The sequence below is a fragment of the Aeromonas bivalvium genome (assembly GCF_046078285.1).
GTDB lineage: Bacteria > Pseudomonadota > Gammaproteobacteria > Enterobacterales > Aeromonadaceae > Aeromonas > Aeromonas bivalvium.
In genome coordinates, this window is record NZ_JBGXBV010000001.1 from 816,750 (window position 1) to 839,820 (window position 23,071).

Sequence of the window (23,071 nt, forward strand, 5' to 3'; positions counted from 1 at the left end):
CGCCTGCCAGCAAGTCGGGCGCCCGCAATGAGACCGGCAAGACGCTCAAGAACGCGCCGCAAACGACGAAGCCGACCCAGGGGTCGGCTTCGCAATTGGCACGGGAATGCGCCTGGGCTTACTTGGTACCGAAGATCTTGTCCCCGGCATCCCCCAGACCCGGGACGATATAGCCCTTCTCGTTCAGGCCATCATCGATGGCGGCGCAGTAGACCTCCACGTCCGGGTGGGCCGCTTCCAGGGCCTTGAGCCCTTCCGGGGCGGCGACCAGCACCAGCACCTTGATGGAGTGGCAGCCCTTCTTCTTGAGCAGGTCGATGGTGGCGATCATGGAACCGCCGGTGGCCAGCATGGGGTCGATGACCAGGGCCAGACGCTCCTCGATGTTGCTGACGATCTTCTCGAAGTAGGGCACCGGCTGCAGGGTCTCTTCGTCGCGGTAGATGCCGACCACGCTGACCCGGGCGCTCGGCATGTGCTCGAGCACGCCGTCCATCATGCCCAGACCGGCACGCAGGATGGGCACGACTGTCACTTTCTTGCCCTTGATCTGGTCAACTTCCACCGGACCATTCCAGCCGTCGATGGTGACCTTCTCGGTTTCAAAGTCAGAGGTGGCTTCATAAGTCAGCAGGCTGCCGACCTCCTTGGCCAATTCACGGAAGCGTTTGGTGCTGATGTCGCCTTCGCGCATCAGACCAATCTTGTGTTTGACCAGGGGGTGCTTGGCTTCGATGACCTTCATTATTATCTCCTCTAACTGCCGCAAGAAAAATCGCGGAATCATACAACAAAAAGCGCCATCTGTAGAGCATTTCCCGGCAAAAACGCGCAAACGATTTCCTTTCAGGTTTTCGGCACCGGCTGGTAGAATACGCCCCGAATTTTACCCTCCACCTCTATACATGACGGGGACTACTCGCGTGACTGACAAAACCTCACTGAGCTACAAGGATGCTGGCGTTGATATCGATGCCGGCAACGCACTGGTTGAACGCATCAAGGGCGTGTCCAAGCGCACTCGTCGTCCTGAAGTCCTTGGTGGTCTTGGCGGCTTTGGGGCCCTGTGTCAAATTCCTGCGGGCTACAAGGAGCCGGTACTGGTCTCAGGTACCGACGGGGTGGGCACCAAGCTGCGCCTGGCCATCGATCTCAAGAAGCACGATACCGTGGGCATCGATCTGGTGGCCATGTGCGTCAATGACCTGATAGTGCAAGGCGCCGAACCCCTCTTCTTCCTCGACTACTATGCCACCGGCAAGCTGGACGTGGACACGGCCGCGGCCGTGGTCACAGGCATCGGCACCGGCTGCGAACAGTCAGGCTGTGCCCTGGTGGGCGGCGAGACCGCCGAGATGCCGGGCATGTATGAAGGGGAAGACTACGACATCGCCGGTTTCTGCGTCGGTGTGGTGGAGAAGAGCGAGATCATCGACGGCAGCAAGGTCGGCGAAGGGGATGCCCTGATCGCCCTGGCCGCCAGCGGCCCCCACTCCAACGGTTTCTCCCTGATTCGCAAAATCCTGGAAGTCTCCCAGGCCGACGTGCATCAGCCCCTGGGTGACACCACCCTGGCCAACGCCCTGCTGGAGCCGACCCGCATCTACGTCAAGCCCGTGCTCAAGCTCATCAAGGAGTGCGAGATCCACGCCCTGTCCCACATCACCGGCGGCGGCTTCTGGGAGAACATCCCCCGCGTGCTGCCTGCCAATACCCAGGCGGTGATCGACGAGCAGAGCTGGCAATGGCCGGCGGTGTTCAGCTGGCTGCAGCAGGCCGGCAACGTCACCCGCCACGAGATGTACCGGACCTTCAACTGCGGCGTCGGCATGATCATTGCCCTGCCCGCCAGCGAGCTGGACAAGGCACTGACCCTGCTCAAGGCAGAGGGCGAGCACGCCTGGCACATCGGCCACATCGCCAAGGCGGCCGATGGTGAGGAGCAGGTCATCATCCGATGAGCCGTCCCATGACCCGTATTCTGGTGCTGATCTCCGGCAGCGGCAGCAACCTGCAGGCCATCCTGGATGGCTGCGCCCAGGGCAGGATCGACGGCCAGGTTGTGGCCGTCATCAGCAACAAGGCCGATGCCTATGGTCTGGTACGGGCCGAGCAGGCCGGGGTGGCAACCGAGGTGCTGTCCCACCAGGGCTTCGACAGCCGAGAGGCCTATGATGCCGCCCTGATGGCCCGCATCGACAGCCACCAGCCCGATCTCATCGTGCTGGCCGGCTTTATGCGGATCCTGACCGGGGACCTGGTGCGTCACTATCAGGGGCGGATGCTCAACATCCATCCCTCGTTGCTGCCGAAATACCAGGGATTGCACACCCACCAGCGCGCCATCGATGCCGGTGATGACGAGCACGGTGCCAGCGTCCACTTCGTCACCGAAGAGCTGGATGGCGGCCCCGTGGTATTGCAGGCCCGGGTGCCCATCTTCCCGGAAGACGAGGCGGCGGATGTCGCTGCCCGGGTCCAGACCCAGGAGCACAGCCTCTACCCCCTGGTGGTGCAGTGGTTCTGTCAGGGACGGCTGCGCTGCGATGGCGAGGGCGCCTGGCTCGATGACGCCCTGCTGGGCCCGGCTGGCCATGCCAGCGACGAGGTCTGAGCCGCGCGCAGGCAGCAGGAAAGCAAGAGGGAGGCCCATGGGCCTCCCTCTTTTATTGGGTGACGTTTTACCTGGCGCCCTCAGACGATGCCGGCACCGCCCCGTGACACCAGCTCGCCGAGACGGAACAGGCAATGCTCCCCCGCCACCATGGGTTGCCAGGATTCGTTGCCGGTCAGGGGCCGGGTCGCAATCAGGGTGACCACATCGTTGGGCGTGGTTTCGCTCTGAAAGTCGATGGCCACGTCCTCGTCGAGCAGGCGCGCCTCGCCGAAGGGAGCCCGCCGGGTGAGCCAGTGCAGATTGTTGCTGCAATAGGTCATCACGTACTCCCCATCGGAGAGCAGCATGTTGAACACCCCCAGGGCGCGCAGCTCGTCGCACAGGCTTGCCAGATGGCGGAACATGGCCGGGAAGTTGGCGGGGCGACGGGGGTATTTGTGCTCCAGCCTGTCGAGCAGCCAGCAGAAGGCGTGCTCGCTGTCGGTGTCGCCAATGGGCCTGTGTCGCCCGGTCGCCAGCTTCTTGTAGCCGGTGAGCTGGCCGTTGTGGGCGAAGGTCCAGTTGCGGCCCCACAGCTCCCGGGTAAAGGGATGGGTGTTCTCCAGCGAGACGCAGCCCCGGTTCGCCTGACGGATATGGCTCACCACGGCGCGGCTCTTGATGGGCAGCGCCTGTACCAGCCTGGCGATGGGGGACTCTGCGCTGGGCTGCGGATCCTTGAAGGTGCGACACCCCTTGCCCTCGTAGAAGGTGATGCCCCAGCCATCCTTGTGGGGCCCCGTCTTGCCGCCCCTCAGCATCAGCCCGGTGAAGCTGAAGCAGATATCGGTCGGCACATTGGCACTCATGCCGAGCAGTTCACACATGTTCTTCCCCTCTCCACCCGGGCAACGTCGGACTCAGCGGTCGTGGCATGGCGTCCGCCCTTACTCGGCCATCTCTTTTTCGACCAGCTGGATCAGGATGTGGATCACCTTGATATGGATCTCCTGAATGCGGTCGGCGTAGCCGAAATGGGGCACCCGGATCTCGACATCGGCCAGGCCCGCCATCTTGCCGCCATCCTTGCCGGTCAGGGCGATTACCTTCATGCCCTTGGCATGGGCCGCCTCGATGGCCTTGAGGATGTTGCCGGAGTTGCCGCTGGTGGAGATGCCGAGCAGCACATCGCCACGACGGCCGACCGCCTCCACATAGCGGGAGAAGACATGGTCATAGCCAAAGTCGTTGGAGACGCAGGAGAGGTGGCTGGGATCCGAGATGGCGATGCCGGGATAACCGGGACGATTCTCGCGGTAGCGGCCGGTCAGCTCCTCGGCAAAGTGCATGGCATCGCAATGGGAGCCACCGTTGCCACAGGAGAGCACCTTGCCCTCTTGCTTGAAGGAGTCAGCCAGCAAGCGGGCGGCCGCCTCGATATTTTTCAGATTCTGCTCATCGGCCAGGAATGCCTGCAGCACACCAGCCGCCTCGGTCAGTTCATTGCGGATCAAGTCTTGGTACATGATATCTCTTCCAAAATGTCGTCGCGGCCATTCTCGCACAAGCAGGGCAAGGAGTCGCCCCCGGCCAGGCAGTGGCTGCGTCAAATTGCGTTATGGCGCTCACATCGCCAAGGTAACAAGCTTGTAAACGGCTTGATAATTTTTTGCCCATGGATTACAACAGAGGCCATATCCAACAGGTCAGACCTCTGGATGAGTTAAGCCAATTTGGCATTACATCACGCAAGGAGCAAGCAATGACGACGACCCTCACTCTGCTTGGGGTGATCCTGGTTATCGGCGCCCTGGCTTATCGCCGGGTGTCCCTGTTTATCTCGACCCTGACAACCCTGGCCGCCCTGGTGCTCGGCACCCTGTTTGGTCATGTGCCCCTGCTGGTCTGGGCCCTGTTCGCCCTGATAGCCCTGCCCCTCAATCTGGTGGATTTTCGCCGAAGCCAGCTGACCAAACCGCTGTTTCGACTCTATAAATCCATCATGCCTGAGATGTCCCGCACCGAGAAGGAAGCCATCGAAGCGGGCACCACCTGGTGGGAAGCGGACTTGTTTGCCGGCAACCCGAACTGGAAGAAACTGCACGCCATTCCGGTCAGCACTCTGTCCGCCGAAGAGCAGGCCTTCATGGACGGCCCGGTGGAAGAAGTGTGCCGCATGGTCGATGACTGGGAAGTGACCCACGAGCGGGCGGATCTCTCCCCCGAGGTGTGGCAGTACCTCAAGGACCACAAGTTCTTCGCCATGATCATCAAGAAGAAGTACGGTGGCCTGGAGTTCTCCGCCTACGCCCAGTCCTGCGTGCTGCAAAAGCTGTGCGGCGCCAGCGCCGTGCTCGCCTCCACCGTCGGCGTGCCCAACTCCTTAGGGCCGGGCGAGCTGCTGCAACACTACGGCACCGAAGAGCAGAAAGACCACTACCTGCCCCGCCTGGCGGTCGGCAAGGAGATCCCCTGCTTCGCCCTGACCAGCCCGGAAGCGGGCTCGGACGCGGGCTCCATCCCCGACTTCGGCATCGTTTGCAAGGGCGAATGGGAAGGGGAAGAGGTGCTCGGCATGCGCCTGACCTGGAACAAGCGCTACATCACCCTCGCCCCCATCGCCACCGTGCTGGGGCTGGCCTTCAAGCTGCGCGACCCGGATCACCTGCTGGGCGAGGAAGAGGAGCTCGGCATCACCTGCGCCCTGATCCCCACCGACATCGACGGGGTCGAGATAGGCCGTCGCCACTTCCCCCTCAATGTGCCGTTCCAGAACGGTCCGACCCGGGGCAAGGATGTGTTCGTGCCGCTGGACTTCATCATCGGCGGCCCGGCCATGGCCGGTCAGGGCTGGCGCATGCTGGTGGAGTGCCTGTCGGTCGGTCGCGGCATCACCCTGCCCTCCAACAGCACGGGCGGCGTCAAGATGCTGGCCCTGGCCACCGGTGCCTACAGCCGCATCCGTCGCCAGTTCAAGCTGCCCATCGGCAAGATGGAAGGCATCGAAGAGCCCCTGGCTCGCCTGGGGGGCAACGCCTACATCATGGGCGCCGCCGCCAAACTGACGGTGACCGGCATCGATCTCGGCGAGAAGCCGTCTGTCATCTCCGCCATCGTCAAGTATCACCTCACCGACCGCGCCCAGAAGTGCATCATAGATGCCATGGACATCCACGGCGGCAAGGCCATCTGCATGGGCCCGAACAACTACCTGGCCCGCGGCTACCAGGGTGCCCCCATCGCAGTGACGGTGGAAGGGGCCAATATCCTGACCCGCAGCATGATCATCTACGGTCAGGGCGCCATCCGCTGCCACCCTTACGTCCTGCCCGAGATGCTGGCCGCCAGCCATCCGGACAAGGAGCAGGGACTCAAGGACTTCGACAAGGCGATGTTCCGCCACGTCGGTTTCGCGGTCAGCAACCTGGTGCGCAGCTTCAGCCTGGGCATCACGGGAGCACGCATCGCCGGCGCCCCCTTCAAGGACGCCACCCGCGGCTACTATCAGCAGCTGACCCGGCTCTCCGCCAACCTGGCCTTCCTGTCCGACATGGCCATGGGGACCCTGGGGGGCGAGCTCAAGCGCAAGGAGCGGGTCTCCGCGCGTCTTGGCGACGTATTGAGCCAGCTCTATCTCGCCTCCAGCGCCCTCAAGCGCTTCGATGACGAGGGTCGCCAGCAGGCGGATCTGCCGCTGCTGCACTGGGCGCTGCAAGATGCCCTGTTCAAGGCGCAAGAGGCCATCGACGAGTTGCTGCGCAACTTCCCGAACCGCTGGATTGGCCTGGCCCTGCGCGTCATCGTGTTGCCGCTTGGCCGCGACCTGAAGCGCCCCTCCGACAAGCTCGACAGCCAGGTGGCCCGTCTGCTGCAAGTGCCGAGCGCCACCCGCAGCCGTCTGGCCGAAGGCCAGTACCTTACCCGCGAAGAGGGCAACCCCTTCGGGCTGCTGGAGCAGGCCCTAGACGACGTGCTGGCCGCCGAGCCGCTGTTTGACAAGGTGTGCAAGGCAGAGGGCAGCAAGCGCCCCTTCACCCAGCTCGACCAGGTGGCGGACGCCGGCCTGGCACTGGGGGTCATCAACCAGAGCGAGGCCGACCTGCTGCGCCGCGCCGAGGCGAGCCGTCTGCGCACCATCAACGTCGATGACTTCGATCCCATCGAACTGGTGGCCAACAAGGCGCTGTTCGAGGCATCCGCCTATCACAGGGCGGCATGAGCCGGCAGCTGACACCCACGCCTCCCATCGGGAGGCGTTTTTTTTATCCCCATTGCGGCCCCTCGCCCCCGGCCTGTCCTTCTCCCCCATCACGGGCCCAGTCCGCCCCGCCCGGCCGAAGCCGATCGAGTTCGCTATTTGTATTTCAATGAGTTTCCTAACCCAGGCGAAGCGGTTAAGGTAGGCAGAAGGTGAAACACAGGATCCGGATATGGATGATGACATCCTGATTATCGATGACGAGCTGATGCCTCTTCAGGATAAACAGCAGACAGGCTGGAAGGTGATGATAGTAGACGACGAACCGGAAGTTCATCGCATCACCAAGCTCACCCTGAACAAATTTGAGTTCGATGGCAAACCCATCGCCTTCCTGGATGCCTACTCGGCCGCCGACGCCAAGAGCCTGCTCGATCAGCACCCGGACGTGGCCCTGCTGCTGCTGGACGTGGTGATGGAAGCGGACGACGCCGGCCTGGAGGTGGTGCGCTACGCCCGCGAGGTGTGCCACAACAAGCTGGTGCGCATCGTGCTTCGCACCGGCCAGCCGGGCCAGGCGCCGGAAGATGACGTGGTCAACAACTACGACATCAACGATTACAAGGACAAGACGGAGCTCACCTCCCAGAAGCTGCGCACCCTGCTGCGCGCCAGCCTGCGCTCCTATCGCGACATCTGCGCCCTCGAGAGCCATCGCCAGGGGTTGGAGAAGGTCATCCAGGCCTCCAAGGGCATCTTCGACAAGCTGGCCCTGCGCCAGTTCGTCGAGGGGGCCCAGGCCCAGCTCTGCACCCTGCTCAACCTGGAAGAGTCGCAGATCTACAACGTCAGACAGTCCACCTATGAGCTCAAGGATCAGATGCTGGTGCCGCTCTTGCCCGGCAAGGAGCCGATACGGCTGCACGACGCGCCCGCCATTTTGCAGGAGGCCATGAGCCGTTCGGCCAACATCTACCAGGGCCACGAGATGGTGCTCTATTGCCAGAATCGCAGCCATCACCTGCTGTTTCACATCGAGGCCCACCGGCCCTTGAGCCAGATGGACACGGGCCTGCTCAGCCTGTTTACCGAAAACATCATAGTGGCGCTGGAAAACATCCGGCTCAACGAGCTGCTCGCCGACAACGAACGCGAGATCATCTACCGCATCGGTGAACTGGTGGAATCGCGCTCCAAGGAGTCGGGCCTGCACGTCAAGCGGGTGGCCCTCTATACCGAGCTGTTCTGTCAGCTGCTGGGCATGGATGAGGAGCAGAGCGAACTCATCAAGCGTGCCTCCCCCCTGCACGACATCGGCAAGGTCGGCATTCCCGATGCCATCTTGCACAAGCCAGGCAAGCTGGAGCCGGCGGAGTGGGAGATCATGAAGACCCATGCCCAGCTCGGCCACGACATGCTGAGCAGCAGCAAGCTGGCCCTGTTCCAGATTGGCGCCACCATCGCCGGCAACCATCATGAGAAGTGGAACGGCAGCGGCTATCCCAGGGGCCTGGCCGGGGACGCCATCCCCCTGGTGGGGCGCATCGTCGCCCTGGCGGACGTGTTCGATGCCTTGGGTTCGGATCGCTGCTACAAGCAGGCCTGGCCGCTGGATGAGGTGCTCGCGCTCATCCGCCGGGAGCGGGGGGAGCATTTCGATCCTCAGCTGGTCGATCTGATGATGGCCAACCTTGACGGCTTCCTGGCCATTCGCGACGCCTACCGGGATCCCTTCATCGGCGCCCGTTAGCCAGGGCCGCCATGCCCATGACAACGAAGCCGCCGTCCCCAGGGGACGGCGGCTTCGTCTTTGCTGCAAGGGGCCGGGCTTTACTGTTCGGGCAGATTGAGATCCAGCACGGGCTCTGGCTTGCTCTCGGCCGCCTGCTGGGCCGCCATGGCCCGCTTGAACGCCCGCCGCTTCTGCCACAACATGAAGCCCATCCCGGCCAGCACCAGGGCCAGGGTCCCGAGACCTGCGCTCAGCCAGACCCACAGGGGGGTGCCAGGATCCTCTTCAAATGCCGGGGCGGCCACCGCCTCGCTCACCACAGGGGCAAGGGGCTCGGGGGCCAGGGCCGGATAGATGTCAAACGACTTCTCCGGCAGGGCGATGCGCAGCTCGCGGCCGCTGCGGCTGGTGGCAAACAGCTCGGCGCTGATCCTGTATTTGCCCACCTGGGTCAGCCGGGAGAGATCCACCTTCAACTCCCCTTCCCCTCCCTGACCCGTGAAGGGGGTGTGGGCTCCGGTGTTGCTGGTCACCTCCCCCCTGATGGCGACGCTGGCCGGATCCAGCTCATCCTCGTCTATCTGCAATACCAGACTCGGGCCCTGTCGCTCCCCCTGGCTCTGCACCCGGTATCCCACCGGCAGCGGATAGAGCAGCACCTCCTGGCCCCGCGCCCGCACGAACACCTGATTGCCCGTGCTGATGAGGGCCCGATACTTGCCTGCGGGGGCATCCAGCTTCGCCTCGGCGGTGAGCATCCCATCGGCAGGCACCTCGTCGAGCCCCTTGCCATCGTCGAGGTAACGACCGAGCTCGGTCTCGAACACCGGCTCCCCCTGCTGCTGCGGATCGTTGAACGCCTGCAGACGCACCGTCATGCCAAGGTCGGTCAGATAGTAAGAGCGGTCTGGCACGGCGCCATCGATGCGCAGCCGGGCCCCGAGCTTGAGGTACTCTCCCTGATAGAGCCGCTGCGGCAGGGGCTGCATCTCCAGCTGCACGTCGCTGAGCAGCCGCACCCGATTGGCGGGATCCACCGCGCCTATGGCCTGCCAGGGCCCCGCCATGGGGTGGCGTATGGTGATCACATCCTGATCGTCGAGGGAGAGCCAGCCCACCTCGGGCGACTGCACCCGACCGGCATAGAGCTTGCTGCCATCGGGGCGCACCAGGATCACCGAAGGCGTGCCGGGTTGGCGCTTGATGATGAAGGAGATCTCCTTTACCCCGTAATCGATGCGAAAGCGATTATCGAGCAAGGGCACATCGGAGGGGCCAAACACCTCGCTGGCCTGGGCGCTGAACGGCATGGCGCCCGCCAGCAGCCAGAGCGCCACGCCGATCCCGACTCCGCTTCTCACTGACGCCACAGGCAGCTGCCTCCCTTTTTCTGCACCAGATCCAGCCGGCTTTCATGGCACTCCTGGGTCTCGGCACTCGCCCGGATCACCTTGAGAGCAGGCCGGTTGCTGTCGAGCCGACGAATGCCGGTGTCCTTGTTGTTGTCATCCCCGCTCTCGGCCGCCAGATTGAGCTTGGTCTGACCGCCCGTCATCAGCAGGTAGACGTCCGCCAGTATCTCCGCATCGAGCAAGGCGCCGTGCAGTGTCCGATGAGAGTTGTCTATGCCGTAGCGATCGCACAGGGTATCGAGGTTGTTGCGCTTGCCGGGAAAGAGATCCCGCGCCAGCGCCAGGGTATCCGTGATGGTGCAGATGTCCGCGGTCTTGAGGGAGAGACCCAGCTTGCTGAACTCGTAATCCATGAAGCCCACGTCGAAGGGGGCATTGTGGGCCACCAGTTCGGCGCCGCGAATAAAGTCGATGAACTCGTCCGCCACCTGGCTGAACATGGGCTTGTCCGCCAGGAAGGCGTCCGTGATGCCATGAACCCGGATGGCCTCGGGGTCCACCAGCCGATCCGGCTTGAGGTAGACATGATAGTGATTGCCGGTCAGACGGCGGTTGATCACCTCCACGCAGCCGATCTCTATGATGCGGTGACCCAGATAGTGCGGGCCGCCGCCAAAGTTCATGCCGGTGGTTTCAGTATCCAGAATGATCTGGCGGTTGGCTTGGGCTGTGTTCATGTTCCAATCTATGTCAAACTTCGGTTTTGCTCGCTAGTTTACCCCAAGCCTCATGTTAAAACAGATTGATTGCTCATGTTGAAACAGATTGATTTATATACGGATGGTTCCTGCCTCGGTAATCCGGGCCCGGGCGGCTATGGCGCCGTCATGGTTTATGGCAAGCACCGCAAGGAGCTGGCGGGCGGTTATCGCCTGACCACCAACAACCGCATGGAGCTGATGGCCGCCATCGTCGGGCTGCGCACCCTGAGCGAGCCCTGCCAGGTACGACTCACCACCGACAGTCAGTATGTGCGCCAGGGCATCACCCAGTGGATCATCGGCTGGAAGAAGAAGGGCTGGATGACCGCCAGCCGTCAGCCGGTCAAGAATGTGGACCTGTGGAAACAGCTCGATGCCGAGGTGGCTCGCCATCAGATAGAGTGGCTCTGGGTCAAGGGACACTCGGGTCACCCGGAGAACGAACGCTGCGACGAGCTGGCCCGGGATGCCGCCAGCGGCAAGCAACTGGCCGAAGACACTGGCTACCAGCCCTGACGGGCCATGCCGGACGCCGTCACCTGCCTGGTCAAGGACCAGGATTGACGCACCGGGATCAAGGGGAAGCGCCGCTTGCGAGCGGCGATCACATAGACGGAGGCGAACGGGCGCAGGTGATCCCGGCCCAGGCTCTCCCGCCACCAGCCGATGCGGCTGCGCGGCCCCATCATGGCATAGCCAAACCTGTCATCATGCATCACCTCAAACCCCAGCAGCTGCAGCCAGTCGGTGACCCTGGCCGGACTGAACATGCGCGCCGACCAGGGCAGCCTGCGCCGGTACCAGGGCAGCAGATGACCCAGCCCTGCCAGGCTCAGGGGATTGTAACCGCTCAGGATCAGCCAGCCATCGTCGGTCAGCACTCGCTCGGCCTCACGCAGCACCTGATGGGGATCCGGACTGAAGTCGAGCACATGGGCCAGCAGGCAGGCATCGACGCAGTTCTCCCTGACAGGCAACGCCAGAGGATCCCCGATGCAGTCGAGCAGCCGTCCCGCCCGGGCCAGACCAATCTGATGACGGATGCGGGAGTGGCCGCAGGAGAGTTCGGCGCTCAGGCTGCCTATCTTGAGCAGGTGATAGCCGAACAGCTGGGGGCACCAGCTGTCGAGTCGCTCCTGTATTTCGGCAGCGACCCAGTCCCCCAGCGGGATCTCGGCCCAACTGGTCGGGATCGCAAGCTGTTGTTCGGTACGGGCCAGCTGCATAATAGGACTCAACCTCGGGAACATGGGTGACACGCCCTCCAGTTATATAAGATCCCCTTCATTAAGAGAACATAAAGAGGCCTGTGCCATGTATCCAGTGATCACGATACCCGCTTTCAATGACAACTATATATGGTTGATCCGACACGAAAACCATTGCCTGGTGGTCGACCCGGGTGATGCGGCCCCCGTGCAGACCCGCCTCGACGAGCTGGGGCTCGAGCTCGATGCCATCCTGCTCACCCATCACCATCACGACCATGTCGGCGGGGTCGATGCCCTGCTCAAACGCTACCCCAAGGCACGGCTTTATGGTCCCAAGCTGAACCCTCTGCCCGATCAGCACGGCCAGTGGCTCGACGAAGGGGACAAGATAGGCTGGCACGGTCTCACCCTCACCGTCATGCATGTGCCCGGCCACACCCTGGGTCATATCGCCTACCATGGCGACGGCATGCTGTTTTGTGGCGACACCCTCTTCTCCGCTGGCTGTGGTCGCATGTTCGAAGGAACCCCGGCCCAGATGCACGACTCCCTGATGCGTCTGGCGGCATTGCCAGATGACACTCAAGTCTATTGCGCCCATGAATATACCCTGGCCAACCTGCGTTTTTGCCTGGCGGTGGAGCCAGACAACCCGGCGCTGCACGCGCGGATAGGTCAGGTCAGCAAGCTGCGCCAGCAGGGCCTTCCGAGTCTGCCAACCCGCCTCGGCGACGAGCGGGCATTCAACGTTTTTCTGCGCTGCGATGAGCCAAACGTAAAATTTTCTGCTGAAAAGCACGGGATGAAATGCTTGGAAAATCCAGTAGATACCTTCGCCGTGCTCAGGCGCTGGAAGGACACTTTTTGAACAAACCTTGATCGGTCTGATTTTGCCGCATATGATGCGTGCTGATTTTCTACCAAGATGACCTGCGTGAGATGAAGTTACGAACGGCCTTATTGGCGACGCTGATCCTCAGTGGATGCCAAAACCTGAGCCATCAGGATGACCGGGCGCTAACGGCAAGTGAGCCGATCAAGTCCCCACAAGTCAGCAAAAAACTGCATAAAAAGCATGCCTCCCGTTTTCTGTTCAATGATGATCAGCTGGACGAGAGCACTGATACGGGCAACCTCTGGGTGCGTATCAGCGATGACATGCAACTGGATTTCCCCGATAACCAGCGCATCCGCCAACAGCGGGCAACGATTTTACGCAGTGACAATCATCTGGCCACCATTGCCAGTCGTGCTGAACCCTACCTCTACCTTATCGTCGAGGAGATCGAACGGCGCGGGCTGCCAATGGAGCTGGTGACCATCCCTATGATAGAGAGCATGTTCGATCCCCATGCCCGCTCGCGCAGCAACGCGGTCGGCCTGTGGCAGTTCGTGCCCCAGACGGGTCGTAACTTCGGCCTGCGTCATGACAGCTGGTATGACGGGCGCCGCGACGTGCTCGCCTCCACCAATGCCGCCCTCGACTACTTCGAATATCTGAACCGTTTCTTCGACGGTGACTGGTTGCAGACCATCGCTGCCTACAACGCAGGCGAAGGTCGGGTGCGCAATGCCATATTGCGCAACCAGAAGCGGGGACGTCCCACCGATTACTGGTCGCTGGATCTGCCCCGCGAGACCCGCATGTATGTGCCCAAGGTGCTCGCCATGGCCGATGTGCTGAGCAACCCCGAGAAGTACAACGTGACCCTGCCCACCCTGGCCAACGAGCCCAAGCTGCGGGTCGTCAATACCGAGGGGCAGATAGATCTCCACGTGGCGGCCCAGCTCGCCGGCCTGCGTCCGGCCGATCTCAAGGAGGTCAATCCGGCCCTGAGCCGTTGGACCACTTCCCCCAGGGGGCCTTACCGCCTGCTGGTGCCGGTGGAGTACGCCGACAGCCTGGAGCTGGCCCTGGCAGACCTGCCCAAGCGTGAGCGCATCCCGACTCGCTCCTATCGGGTGGTCTCTGGTGACACCCTGTCACGGATCGCCATGCAGAACGGGGTCAGCGTCAACCAGCTCAAGGTGGCCAACAACCTGCGCGGCAATACCCTGCGCCGTGGTCAGACCCTGGCGATCCCAAGCGATGGCAAGCCGGTGGCTGCCGCCCCGGCCGTGCGCCAGCCCCAGAGCAAACCGACCCGGATCGCCGCCACCACTGGCAGCAAGCGCCACTACAAGGTGCGTTCGGGAGACACCCTCTGGAACATCAGCCGCGCCCATGGGGTGACCCATGGCGAACTGGCAAAGTGGAACGGCCTCAATGCCAAGTCGGCCCTCAAGCCTGGCATGCAGCTGGTGATCTGGCCCAAGAGCGCTGCCAGCCGCGACAAGTCCATGGTCTATCAGGTGCGTCGGGGCGACTCCCTCTCCTCCATCGCCGCCCGGTTCCAGGTCGCCGTGGTGGATGTGATGCGCTGGAATCAGCTCGACAAGAGCGGCTATATCAAGCCGGGCCAGGAGCTGACCCTGTTCGTGAACAACAACAGCTAAGCCAGATACCGGATACAAAAAAACCACCCGCAAGGGTGGTTTTTTTTATCCGATGACGGCCCGTGGGGATGTCGCCATCGCCTAGACCGGCAAGCCCAGGCTCGCCGTGCTCAAGGGGTCAGGGTCTGGGCGGCGAAACGGGCCATGATGGGGTTATGATCCGAGGCCTGCGTGGCCGGGCTCGTCACCTCGACCAGATCCAGATCTCGATAGTAGAGGTGATCCAGAGGACGGCCGAAGGCACGACGGCGCAGATCCGGTGACGGGATCGCCTCCTGCAGCCCCAACTCCTCCACCAGCTTACCGAGCCAGTACTCGCGCTTCTCGCTCCAGGTATTGAAATCACCGGCCAGGATCACGGGGCCCTGATGACGGTGTACCAGGGCGGTCAGATCGTTGAGCTGCTCCCGGAAGGTGGCCATGCCGAGCTCGAAGTTGACCGCATGCAGGTTCACCACCAGGACACCGTCGGGATCCCCCTGCAGGGGGTAGAGGCTCACCAGCCCGGACTTGGGAATGCGCACCAGCGGCTCGGGGGAGCGCACGCCGCAGACGAAGGCCTGGGGCGTCTTGGCCACCGTCATCACCCCGAACGAGACGCCGCCCTGGGTGAAGGCTTGCAGCTGCTGCCACTGGAAGCGACCTGCCTGCAACCAGGCAAGCATCTCGGGACGGGTCGCAGACTCTTGCAGCAGCAGCAGATCCTGATCCCTGGCGAAGGCATCCATCCCCTCGCGCCATTGCTTGCGCTGGCCCTTGTAGAGATTCCAGACGGTGACGCCGAATTCCCTGGGCAGCGCCTCGGCGGCCAGTGCCACCAAGGGCGGTTGATGACAGCTCAGATTGGGCACTATGCCTTGGGCCGTCACCAGGTGATCCTTGGACGGCACCTCGAAACAGCCAACCAACCCCAGGGTCAGCAGTGAGGTTCCCAGAATGCGGTAACTATTTTTCATTGATTAACAACCATCTGCCTTTTCTTTGCATACAGCTTCAACAAAACATCACGGCTGCCGACTAGGCTGAACATTCGCGCCCAAAACCGAGCAACAGCGGAGAGCAGCATGTCCAGACAACAGCAATACCGAGTGACCTTCTACGATCAGCAGGGCAATTGCCATCAGGTTGAGTTGTCCACCCGATATCAGATCAGGCGAGACCCGCAGTGCGATCTCTGTGTGTTCGACACGAACCAGTGCGTGGGGTCTGAGGAGATGCTGGAGAGCATGATACGGCAAAAAACCGGGTTTGAGCAGGAAATCTCCATCATCAACGCCCGGCTGATCTGATGCCCGATCACACGGGGACGGCGCGCGGCTTGCCCTGATCGTCGATGGCGACGTAGGTAAATACCCCTTCGGTGACGCAGTAGCGCTGGGCATCATTCTCCCGCAGCACCGGCTTGACCCAGACCTCCAGCTTGAGGCGCATCGAGCTGCGCCCCACCTTCAGACAGGTGCCGTAACAGCAGACCACGTCGCCCACCTTGACCGGACTGTGGAAGGTCATGCCCTCCACCGAGACGGTACAGATCCGTCCCTTCGCCAGCTCCTTGGCCATGATGCCGCCCCCTATATCCATTTGGGACATGATCCAGCCACCAAAGATATCCCCGTTGGGGTTGGTGTCTGCCGGCATGGCCAGGGTGCGCAGCAAGAGCTCTCCCTCGGGGTGACGCTCACTGGCGGTATGTCTGGCGGCGGGCTTGGCGGTATTGGTATCGACCATCATTACGACTCTCTATGACTGGAATGGCGGCATGATAGGGGCCAGCCCCGCCCTTGGCAAACCCAATGGCGGTTCGCCGTCCCCTGACGCCCCCGCCTCAGGCCAGGGCACCCGCCTCGCTCGCCAGCCAGGCCAGGGGATCCGGCACCCCGTAGACGAACCCCAGTTCACGGCAGATGCGCTCCCCATGCAGGGGGAGAAACTCGCCGTCCGGCTCGACAAAGCAGGGAGCCGCCAGGCCAAGACGCAGGGCCGCCGCCCGGTAAAACGCGCCTCGGGAGGGGTGACCCGGGGCACTCAGGGTGTAACACTGACCCCCTTCCCCTCTGGCCAGCAACAGCTGGCAGGCGGCCACCAGATCCTGCTGATGCACCAGGTTGACCGCCTGGGCCGCGCCGCTGACCGTCTTGCCGGCGAGGAAGCGACCCGGGTGACGCCCAGGACCATAGAGGCCTGCCGGGCGCACTACCAGCGTGCTCTCTATGCCGGCGGCCAGCACGGCCCGCTCCGCCGCCAGCATCCGCAGCCCTCGCTCGCTCCGGGGCGCCGCCGCTTCTTCTTCCCCCTGGCCCGGCCCCCATACCGAGGTGGCACTGACAAACAGCAGGCGCCGCACTCCCCCTGCCTTCGCCAGGGCGCACAGGCTGGCCATGGCGGCCGGATAATCATCCACCTTGCCTGGCGGCACACAGACCACCAGCGCTTCGACCCGCAGGGGCCAGGGGGCATCCATCTGCGCCGAGATCAGCAGCGGATGGGCGTCCAGCCCCTCCCCCGTCAATCGATCGCACTTCTCCTGACTGGTCGCCGTCACGGCCACCTCCCACCCTTCCTCCCGCCAGGCGCGGGCCAGGGGCAGACCGAGCCAGCCGGCCCCCACTATGCCAATCCTGGCGCTCTTACCTTGCTGTCGTGGCATGTACTCTGTCATCGATCACCTCTGCTGGCCCAATGGTACCCCGCCACCTCCTGGGTCGGCGGTGAAAAAGGCAAAAAAAAACGGCCATCCATGATGACCGTCGAAAGTAACGAAGGAAATAGCTGGATAACCAGTCATCTCCCACAGCGGGAAAATCGGGAGCCGAGGCCCCTAATTCGTGGAGCCCATGCTAGTGATCTGCCGTGTAAAAAGCTATGAAGCAGATCACAGTTGAAAGGGATTTCTGAAAACGCTTTCAATTTTGAGAGGAAGAATGGCCCACATGGGGCCATTTTACCGCTCGATCAGGCGACCGACTCCCGGGGGATCAATTCCGCCTCGAACTTGAGGGTCAGCCCGGTGACGGGCTTGTGATCCAGCAGGCTGAGAGCCAGTTCCGCGGCCCTGCCCCCCATGGCCTCTATCGGATAACGCACCGTGGTGAGCTTGGGATAGATGTAGCGGGCATAGGGGATGTCATCGAAGCCGACCACGGAGATCTGCTGGGGGATCTTGTAGCCCCGCTCCAGCAGGCAGGAGATGGCGCCCGCCACCATGGCATCGTTGAACCCCAGCACGGCGGTGAAGTCGACACCCCGGCCCAGCAGCTCCGTCATGGCCACATAGCCGCCGTTCTCGTCGGCGAAGGCGCGGCCAATCAGGTCGGGATTGACCTCGATCCCCGCCCGCTGCAGGGCATGGGTATAGCCCGCCATCCGCTGCTGGCCGTCGACGAAGGCCTCGTCGTCGGAGGTAACGAAGGCAATCTTGCGGTGACCCGCATCCAGCAGGTGCTGACAGGCGGTGGTGATGCCTGCCTGGTTGTCCAGCCAGACGCAGCGATCCTCCGCCCCCGGCACCTGGCGGTTGATGAAGACCACCGGGGTCGGCCCCGCCACCAGCTCGCTCAGCTCCTCGTCGGGGAGCGCCTTGCTGTGCAGGATCAGGGCGTCGCACTGGCGCTGCAGCAGCGCCTGGATGGCGTGGCGCTCCCGCGCCGCATCGTGGTTGCCCGACATCACTATGGTGAACTTGTCGGCACGGTCGACCACGGTTTCGATGCCGCGCATCATCTGGGCGAAGAAGGGACCGCCGCAAAGATCCCCCACCAGAACGCCGACACAATTGGAACGTTTGCTCACCAGGGCCTGAGCAAAGCTGTTGGGGCGAAAATTCAGCTCCTTCATGGCCGCCAGCACCGCCTCCTTCTTGTCGGGGGCGACCTGAGCCGTGCTGTTGATGACACGGGACACAGTCGAGATGGAGACATTGGCCAATCGGGAAACGTCTTTAATCGTTGCCACTCTCAATTCCTTTCTTTGGGGGGTTCACCGCGCAGGGCCCGCCATTATAGCGGTTCGCTCAATCCACGTTGCTGCGCCCGATCACCTGGCAGGTATCTATTTGTAACAAAAGGTTGCCCCATGATACCCCCATCCAGGGCGGATGGGGATCCCATCTCCCTCCTCGGTCAATATTGATGGCGCAGCTCACGCTCCGACAGGAACCTCAGGGGCTGCCTGAGTCTGTGCTGATAGATGAGGTCGAACGACAGCACGTTCTGCACATAGTTGCGGGTCTCCCGATAGGGAATGCTCTCGACCCAGACATCCATCGGCTTGTCGGTGTGGGCATCGCGCCAACGTTTGACCCGACCGGGTCCGGCGTTGTAGGCGGCAGCGGCCAGGATGCGGTTGCCGTCATACACGTCCAGCAAGCGCTTGAGGTAGGCGCTGCCGAGGCGAATGTTGAGCTGGGGATCGAACAGCTGCTGGGGATCCCGGTAAGGCACCCCCAGCTTGCCGGCGGTCTCCTTGGCCGTGGCCGGCATCAGCTGCATCAGGCCCCGCGCCCCCACCGGCGACTGGGCCAGCGGATAGAGGGCGCTCTCCTGGCGGGAGATGGCATAGAGCAGGCTGGTGTCCATGGTGCGCTCGCGCGCCATCTGGGAGAAGGTGCGTTGCAGCGGCAGCGGGAAGCGCAGATCCAGGGCATCCCAGGCCTCGGCCCGGATACTGGCGAGGATCGCCAGTTCGTGCCAGCCCTGATTGAGGGCGACGTGGCCAAATTCGATACGCTGGGCCACGGGGTTGCGATCCATGTTATGGATCCACTCGGCGCGCGCCGCCGCCACCTCGTTCATGGCGAGCAGCTCCTTGACCCGGGAGAGGAAGGGCCAGCGCCGGGCCGCACTGCGCCAATCCGGGGCCCTCATCTGTGGCTCGTTCTTGAGGCGATAGGGCACACCGCTGCGCTGGGCAGCCAGGAAACCATAGAAACCTCGCAGCCCTGCGGTCTCACGATAGAGGGTTTGCGCCGGTTGCTGCTGACCCTGCGCCTCCTGGGCCCGGGCCAGCCAGTAACGCCAGCGATCCTCTTTTTGCAGCGCCATCGGCATCTGTTTGATCCAGCCGGACAGGCCACGCCAATCCTGCTCCCAGACCGCGAGGCGCGCCCTCAGCTCCACCAGATCCGGCTGCGCCTTCACCTGAGTGTCGACCCAGGCCCGCTGCTGCGGGGCCCTGTCCAGCAGGTAACGGCGGGCGATGGCATGCTCCACCGGCCTGAGTTCCTGTGCGGTCAACCCGAAACGGCTGCGGTAGCTGGTCAATGTCCCCAGCACCCGATCCGGCTCGCTGTTGGCATAACGGGCCAGCCCCAGCAGCAGCAACTGGCGCGAGTGGCGTTCACCATTGAAATAGACGGGGTTCATCACCTTGGCTGGCTGACTCAGCAGGCTCGCCATCAGGGTGCCATGGGGCTTGAGTCCGGTCCCCAGCTGGTTGGCAAGATGGGTCACCAGGCTGCCATTGCCGGCCTCGAAGGCGAGCATCATCCGTGACCAGACCGCCTCCTGGGTGCGCAGTCCGGCCCCTTGCCAGAGGCTGAACAGGGGATCGCAGGCATCCGGGCGCGACTCGCCGCTCTGCCACAGCTTGCCCGCTTCACGCAGCGCCTCGTCACGATGGCCCGTGTAGTAGCGCGCCTGATAGTGCATGCAGCGCAGATCGGTGGAGTTGGGCAGCTTGGGATAGAACTGCAGGAAGCGGGACCACTGACCGCTCTGGGCAAGATGGGTCAGATAGCTGCGCTCGAGCCGGTTGGACTGGGGGGTATCGCCATGGTCACGGATGAAACGGGTCACCTCGCCATAATCGGCCCCCCCCGGGCGAAACGCGAGCCGGTAGTAGTCCAGATAGGGCAGCAAGGGGTAGTGGCCAAGCTGGCTTCTCAGGGTCTGGAAGCGGGCCATGTCGTTGGCACGAACCGCGTCATAGGCCTGGCGATAGCGCAACTGATCCATGGTCTGCGCCATGGCCCCCGGCACCAGGAGGGCGGATAGCAGGATTCCCCAGACGACTCTCACTCGATTTCTCCCTAAAATCGGGCGCCCAATGGCGCCCTGACGAACCCTCATTCTACCCCTAAACCAGACGGGCTACAGCTCCGGGATCAGGGTATTTCTCACCTCGTGGCGCCCGCCCACCCGCCGGACATAACGCTCCAGATAGGGCACAGGCAGCGGCTTGGAGGCCAGATAGCCCTGATAGAAGTGGCACCCCTGTGCCCGCAGAAACTCCAGTTGCTGGCGCGACTCCACCCCTTCCGCCGTCACGTTGAACCCCATGTGGCGCGCCATGGCGATCACCGCCTCGACGATGGCCATGTTGTCGCCATCCCGGGGAATGTCCTGGATGAAGGAGCGGTCTATCTTCAGCTCGTCGGCAGGCAGGCGCTTGAGGTAGCTCAGGGAAGAGTACCCGGCGCCGAAATCGTCGATGGCGAAGCTGATGCCCAGCTGCTTGAGCTCGGCCATCTTGTTGATGGTGTCCTCCGCATGGCCCAGCACCACGGACTCGGTGATCTCCAGGTTCAGGCATGCCGGATCCATGCCTGTCTTCTCCAGCACATCATGGATGCACTCGACGAAGTCGTGGGCGTGAAACTGCTTGGCACTGACGTTGACCGACAGCTGGGGAATGTGGATGCCGCTCTCCTCCCAGCTCACATACTGGCTGCACGCCTCATGGAGCACCCAGTTGCCGATGTCGACGATAAGATCCGTCTCCTCGGCGATGGGGATGAACTCGGCGGGGGAGACCAGGGCTCGCCCGGGCGGCTGCCAGCGGATCAGGGCCTCGACCCCGATGAGCTCGCCCCCGGCCACCAGATGCTGGGGCTGGTAGTGCAGGGTCAGTTCCCCTCCCGTCAGGGCGCTGCGCAACTCGTTGTGGATGAGCAGGCGCCTGTCCGCCTGATGCTGCATGGCGGCATCGAAGAAGCGGCGGGTCTTGCGACCGGCCGACTTGGCCTGGTACATGGCGGTGTCCGCCTGCTTGAGCAGATCATCCACCCCCTGATCCCGTCCCGGGAACAGGGTGATGCCGACGCTGGCACCTATGTGCAGCACCTGGCCTCCCTGATGGTAGGGGGCGGCAATCTCGCCGATCAGCCGCTCGGCGATGAGATCGGCCTGCATCTCCGCCTGGGGCGGGCTACTGGAGAGGGCCGGTAGCAGCAGCACGAACTCGTCCCCCCCGAGGCGGGCCAGGCAATCCCCCTGGCGCACCAGGCGCCGCAGCCTGGTCGCCACCTCCTTGAGCAGCCAGTCTCCGCTGGCGTGGCCGAGGGAGTCGTTGATGGTCTTGAAGTGATCGAGATCGATGAACAGCAGGGCGCCGACCAGGTGATCCCGGTTCGCCTGACTGAAGGCCTGGCTGAGGGTCTCATGCAGCTGACGCCGGTTTGGCAGGCCGGTCAGCTCGTCGTAATAGGCGAGATCCTGGATGCGGCGCTCGGCGGCCTTGCGCTCGGAGATATCCTCGAAACAGATGACGAAATGGCTGATCCGCCCCTTGTCATCCTGGACCGGGGTGACTATCTCCCACTGGGGATAACCATGGCCACGGGCGTGGCGACGCTGGGTCTCTCCCTGCCAGCGGCTCAGGTTGTCGAGCTCATAGCCCAGCCCCCCCTGGCTCGGCCACAGATCCCCCAGCCGCTTGCCAAGCACGGCCTGGCTGTCAAAACCGGTGATCTGGCCGAAGGCGTGGTTGACCCGCAGGATCTTGTAGTCGGGATCCGTGATGATGATGCCTTCGTGGGTCTCGAACGCCACGGCAGAGAGCCGCAGCTGGGCTTCGCTCTTGAGCCGTTCCAGCTCGGCCACCATGCGCACCGAGAAAATGGTCAGCACGGCGGCCAGGTTCGGGATGGCGACGGAGCCGGAGAAGAGCAGGGCCAGATGCCCCAGGATCTGGCCATGGCGATCGCACAGGGGATGGCCGTGGTAGGTCTGTCCCGCCGCCAACCAGGGGTGTGCCGGCAGCGGCGCCTCGAGCACCCGGGTACAAGCCCGGCGCGTTTCGTAGAGATGCCGGCATGGCATCTCCTCCAGCCGGTAATGACCCAGGGTGGCGCCATGGCTGGCGATCACCCTCAGCTGCTGCAGCTCGCCCAGCTCCGCCAGCCAGACCGCATCGGCGTCGAGGATCTCGGCCAGTTCGTGGGTTAGGGTGTCAAAAAAGTCCATCCCCGTCTTGGCGGAGAGAGCCTGGGCCAGCTGGGCCAATAGGGGGTCTTGCACCAGCAGGGGGGAGCGTTCGCCATTGAGCCGCACCGGAAGAGAGGGCTGGCTGGCAACCTCGATGGGGCTGACCCAGCCGCAGCAGAGGCCCTGATCCGCCAGATACTGGCCGCGCCAGAGGAAATGATGGGCCTGGCCTGACTCGTCGTGGAGGTGGCCGATGAACTGCCCCGGCTTGTCGCCCTGTTGCAAGGTGTCGACGAACCGGGCGAAACCCGCCTCGTCGGCAGGATCCAGATTATCGCTCCAGGGGTGGGCCCCCTCCCCTTGCCAAAGCTGGTTGGAGGCATGATCCGAGACCCGCCACTGGCCCTGGGCCGGCTCATAAAACCACATCATCTGAGTGGCCTGCTGCTTCATGTACGACTCCACCTGTAGTCCCTGTCCCGAGTCTGTCAGGATACCGAGATCACCCTCGCCTTCCCGATACTAGCGGCAAACAAGAAGAAAGGAGGGGAGACAATGGGTGAAACCTGATTTCAAATCGACAG

At 63.1% G+C, this 23,071-nt stretch carries 20 protein-coding genes; 8 read left to right on the plus strand and 12 right to left on the minus strand.

What is annotated here, in order from left to right:
• Positions 1-118: 118 nt before the first annotated feature.
• Positions 119-745 carry a uracil phosphoribosyltransferase gene (gene upp / locus ACEUCR_RS03730; RefSeq protein ID WP_041998280.1) on the minus strand — a complete coding sequence of 209 codons (627 nt, stop codon included), beginning with the start codon at positions 743-745 and terminating at the stop codon, positions 119-121.
• A gap of 178 nt (positions 746-923) precedes the next feature.
• Between upp and purM the strand changes: the two genes are divergently transcribed.
• Complete coding sequence (gene purM, locus ACEUCR_RS03735) at positions 924-1,961, plus strand: phosphoribosylformylglycinamidine cyclo-ligase (RefSeq protein ID WP_111873565.1); 1,038 nt, start codon at positions 924-926, stop codon at positions 1,959-1,961.
• 8 nt (positions 1,962-1,969) lie between these two features.
• Complete coding sequence (gene purN / locus ACEUCR_RS03740) at positions 1,970-2,614, plus strand: phosphoribosylglycinamide formyltransferase (protein WP_408788112.1); 645 nt, start codon at positions 1,970-1,972, stop codon at positions 2,612-2,614.
• Between the two features lie 80 nt (positions 2,615-2,694).
• Here the strand turns inward: purN and ACEUCR_RS03745 are convergent, their stop codons facing one another.
• Both ACEUCR_RS03745 and lpcA read right to left on the minus strand, forming a co-directional pair.
• The gene (locus ACEUCR_RS03745; RefSeq protein ID WP_408788115.1) at positions 2,695-3,483 is read right to left on the minus strand and encodes a class II glutamine amidotransferase; all 789 of its coding nucleotides are present in this window, start codon (positions 3,481-3,483) and stop codon (positions 2,695-2,697) included.
• Between the two features lie 60 nt (positions 3,484-3,543).
• Entirely contained in the window at positions 3,544-4,122 is a 579-nt protein-coding gene (lpcA, locus tag ACEUCR_RS03750; protein ID WP_111873568.1) for a D-sedoheptulose 7-phosphate isomerase, read from the minus strand.
• Between the two features lie 236 nt (positions 4,123-4,358).
• On the opposite strand from lpcA, the gene fadE reads away from it, so the two are divergent.
• A complete protein-coding gene (fadE, locus tag ACEUCR_RS03755; RefSeq protein ID WP_408773106.1) occupies positions 4,359-6,815 on the plus strand; it encodes an acyl-CoA dehydrogenase FadE in 2,457 nt (818 codons plus the stop codon).
• Positions 6,816-7,026: 211 nt separating this feature from the next.
• Positions 7,027-8,544, plus strand: a complete 1,518-nt coding sequence (locus ACEUCR_RS03760) for an HD domain-containing phosphohydrolase (RefSeq protein WP_408788117.1) — start codon at positions 7,027-7,029, stop codon at positions 8,542-8,544.
• A gap of 80 nt (positions 8,545-8,624) precedes the next feature.
• On the opposite strand, the gene ACEUCR_RS03765 is transcribed toward ACEUCR_RS03760, so the two are convergent.
• The gene (locus ACEUCR_RS03765; protein WP_392443472.1) at positions 8,625-9,836 is read right to left on the minus strand and encodes a TIGR03503 family protein; all 1,212 of its coding nucleotides are present in this window, start codon (positions 9,834-9,836) and stop codon (positions 8,625-8,627) included.
• 47 nt (positions 9,837-9,883) lie between these two features.
• On the minus strand, positions 9,884-10,615 hold the full coding sequence (dnaQ, locus tag ACEUCR_RS03770; RefSeq protein WP_041998293.1) for a DNA polymerase III subunit epsilon: 732 nt from the start codon (positions 10,613-10,615) through the stop codon (positions 9,884-9,886).
• Positions 10,616-10,690: 75 nt separating this feature from the next.
• Here dnaQ and rnhA point away from each other — a divergent pair, with 75 nt between their 5' ends.
• Positions 10,691-11,155: a ribonuclease HI gene (rnhA, locus tag ACEUCR_RS03775; protein WP_041998295.1), complete on the plus strand. Its 465-nt coding sequence runs from the start codon at positions 10,691-10,693 to the stop codon at positions 11,153-11,155.
• Here the strand turns inward: rnhA and ACEUCR_RS03780 are convergent.
• Positions 11,143-11,865, minus strand: a complete 723-nt coding sequence (locus tag ACEUCR_RS03780; protein WP_392442837.1) for a class I SAM-dependent methyltransferase — start codon at positions 11,863-11,865, stop codon at positions 11,143-11,145. The two genes, rnhA and ACEUCR_RS03780, sit on opposite strands and share 13 nt — an antisense overlap.
• Before the next feature lie 88 nt (positions 11,866-11,953).
• On the opposite strand from ACEUCR_RS03780, the gene gloB reads away from it, so the two are divergent.
• Complete coding sequence (gene gloB, locus ACEUCR_RS03785; protein ID WP_041998299.1) at positions 11,954-12,718, plus strand: hydroxyacylglutathione hydrolase; 765 nt, start codon at positions 11,954-11,956, stop codon at positions 12,716-12,718.
• 71 nt (positions 12,719-12,789) lie between these two features.
• Complete coding sequence (locus ACEUCR_RS03790; protein WP_408788120.1) at positions 12,790-14,346, plus strand: LysM peptidoglycan-binding domain-containing protein; 1,557 nt, start codon at positions 12,790-12,792, stop codon at positions 14,344-14,346.
• A gap of 110 nt (positions 14,347-14,456) precedes the next feature.
• Here ACEUCR_RS03790 and ACEUCR_RS03795 read toward each other — a convergent pair whose 3' ends face one another.
• Positions 14,457-15,302, minus strand: coding sequence for an endonuclease/exonuclease/phosphatase family protein (locus ACEUCR_RS03795; RefSeq protein WP_041998301.1), 846 nt, complete (start codon positions 15,300-15,302; stop codon positions 14,457-14,459).
• 108 nt (positions 15,303-15,410) lie between these two features.
• Between ACEUCR_RS03795 and ACEUCR_RS03800 the strand changes: the two genes are divergently transcribed.
• Positions 15,411-15,635, plus strand: coding sequence for a hypothetical protein (locus tag ACEUCR_RS03800; protein WP_041998303.1), 225 nt, complete (start codon positions 15,411-15,413; stop codon positions 15,633-15,635).
• A 7-nt stretch (positions 15,636-15,642) separates the two neighbouring features.
• On the opposite strand, the gene yciA is transcribed toward ACEUCR_RS03800, so the two are convergent.
• The 5 genes from yciA to ACEUCR_RS03825 all read right to left on the minus strand — a co-directional run bounded on the left by yciA (position 15,643) and on the right by ACEUCR_RS03825 (position 22,940).
• Positions 15,643-16,077, minus strand: coding sequence for an acyl-CoA thioester hydrolase YciA (gene yciA / locus ACEUCR_RS03805; RefSeq protein WP_408788122.1), 435 nt, complete (start codon positions 16,075-16,077; stop codon positions 15,643-15,645).
• A gap of 94 nt (positions 16,078-16,171) precedes the next feature.
• Positions 16,172-16,993: an NAD-dependent epimerase/dehydratase family protein gene (locus tag ACEUCR_RS03810; RefSeq protein WP_408788125.1), complete on the minus strand. Its 822-nt coding sequence runs from the start codon at positions 16,991-16,993 to the stop codon at positions 16,172-16,174.
• Between the two features lie 305 nt (positions 16,994-17,298).
• The gene (locus ACEUCR_RS03815; RefSeq protein ID WP_408788128.1) at positions 17,299-18,297 is read right to left on the minus strand and encodes a LacI family DNA-binding transcriptional regulator; all 999 of its coding nucleotides are present in this window, start codon (positions 18,295-18,297) and stop codon (positions 17,299-17,301) included.
• A gap of 167 nt (positions 18,298-18,464) precedes the next feature.
• On the minus strand, positions 18,465-20,360 hold the full coding sequence (locus ACEUCR_RS03820) for a transglycosylase SLT domain-containing protein (protein WP_392442850.1): 1,896 nt from the start codon (positions 20,358-20,360) through the stop codon (positions 18,465-18,467).
• Between the two features lie 72 nt (positions 20,361-20,432).
• Positions 20,433-22,940 (minus strand): putative bifunctional diguanylate cyclase/phosphodiesterase, encoded by a 2,508-nt coding sequence (locus ACEUCR_RS03825; RefSeq protein ID WP_408788131.1) that lies wholly within the window; start codon positions 22,938-22,940, stop codon positions 20,433-20,435.
• Between the last annotated feature and the right edge of the window lie 131 nt (positions 22,941-23,071).

Excerpts from the sequence above, each read along its gene's own strand:
- ACEUCR_RS03800 (WP_041998303.1), top strand. The coding sequence starts at position 15,411 with ATGTCCAGACAACAGCAATACCGAGTGACCTTCTACGATCAGCAGGGC.
- ACEUCR_RS03765 (WP_392443472.1), bottom strand. The coding sequence starts at position 9,836 with ATGCCGTTCAGCGCCCAGGCCAGCGAGGTGTTTGGCCCCTCCGATGTG.
- rnhA (WP_041998295.1), top strand. The coding sequence starts at position 10,691 with ATGTTGAAACAGATTGATTTATATACGGATGGTTCCTGCCTCGGTAAT.
- ACEUCR_RS03810 (WP_408788125.1), bottom strand. The coding sequence starts at position 16,993 with ATGCCACGACAGCAAGGTAAGAGCGCCAGGATTGGCATAGTGGGGGCC.
- yciA (WP_408788122.1), bottom strand. The coding sequence starts at position 16,077 with ATGATGGTCGATACCAATACCGCCAAGCCCGCCGCCAGACATACCGCC.
- ACEUCR_RS03795 (WP_041998301.1), bottom strand. The coding sequence starts at position 15,302 with ATGAAAAATAGTTACCGCATTCTGGGAACCTCACTGCTGACCCTGGGG.
- ACEUCR_RS03780 (WP_392442837.1), bottom strand. The coding sequence starts at position 11,865 with ATGCAGCTGGCCCGTACCGAACAACAGCTTGCGATCCCGACCAGTTGG.
- purN (WP_408788112.1), top strand. The coding sequence starts at position 1,970 with ATGACCCGTATTCTGGTGCTGATCTCCGGCAGCGGCAGCAACCTGCAG.
- gloB (WP_041998299.1), top strand. The coding sequence starts at position 11,954 with ATGTATCCAGTGATCACGATACCCGCTTTCAATGACAACTATATATGG.
- ACEUCR_RS03825 (WP_408788131.1), bottom strand. The coding sequence starts at position 22,940 with ATGAAGCAGCAGGCCACTCAGATGATGTGGTTTTATGAGCCGGCCCAG.
- ACEUCR_RS03790 (WP_408788120.1), top strand. The coding sequence starts at position 12,790 with ATGAAGTTACGAACGGCCTTATTGGCGACGCTGATCCTCAGTGGATGC.
- dnaQ (WP_041998293.1), bottom strand. The coding sequence starts at position 10,615 with ATGAACACAGCCCAAGCCAACCGCCAGATCATTCTGGATACTGAAACC.
- upp (WP_041998280.1), bottom strand. The coding sequence starts at position 745 with ATGAAGGTCATCGAAGCCAAGCACCCCCTGGTCAAACACAAGATTGGT.
- ACEUCR_RS03745 (WP_408788115.1), bottom strand. The coding sequence starts at position 3,483 with ATGTGTGAACTGCTCGGCATGAGTGCCAATGTGCCGACCGATATCTGC.
- ACEUCR_RS03760 (WP_408788117.1), top strand. The coding sequence starts at position 7,027 with ATGGATGATGACATCCTGATTATCGATGACGAGCTGATGCCTCTTCAG.
- lpcA (WP_111873568.1), bottom strand. The coding sequence starts at position 4,122 with ATGTACCAAGACTTGATCCGCAATGAACTGACCGAGGCGGCTGGTGTG.
- fadE (WP_408773106.1), top strand. The coding sequence starts at position 4,359 with ATGACGACGACCCTCACTCTGCTTGGGGTGATCCTGGTTATCGGCGCC.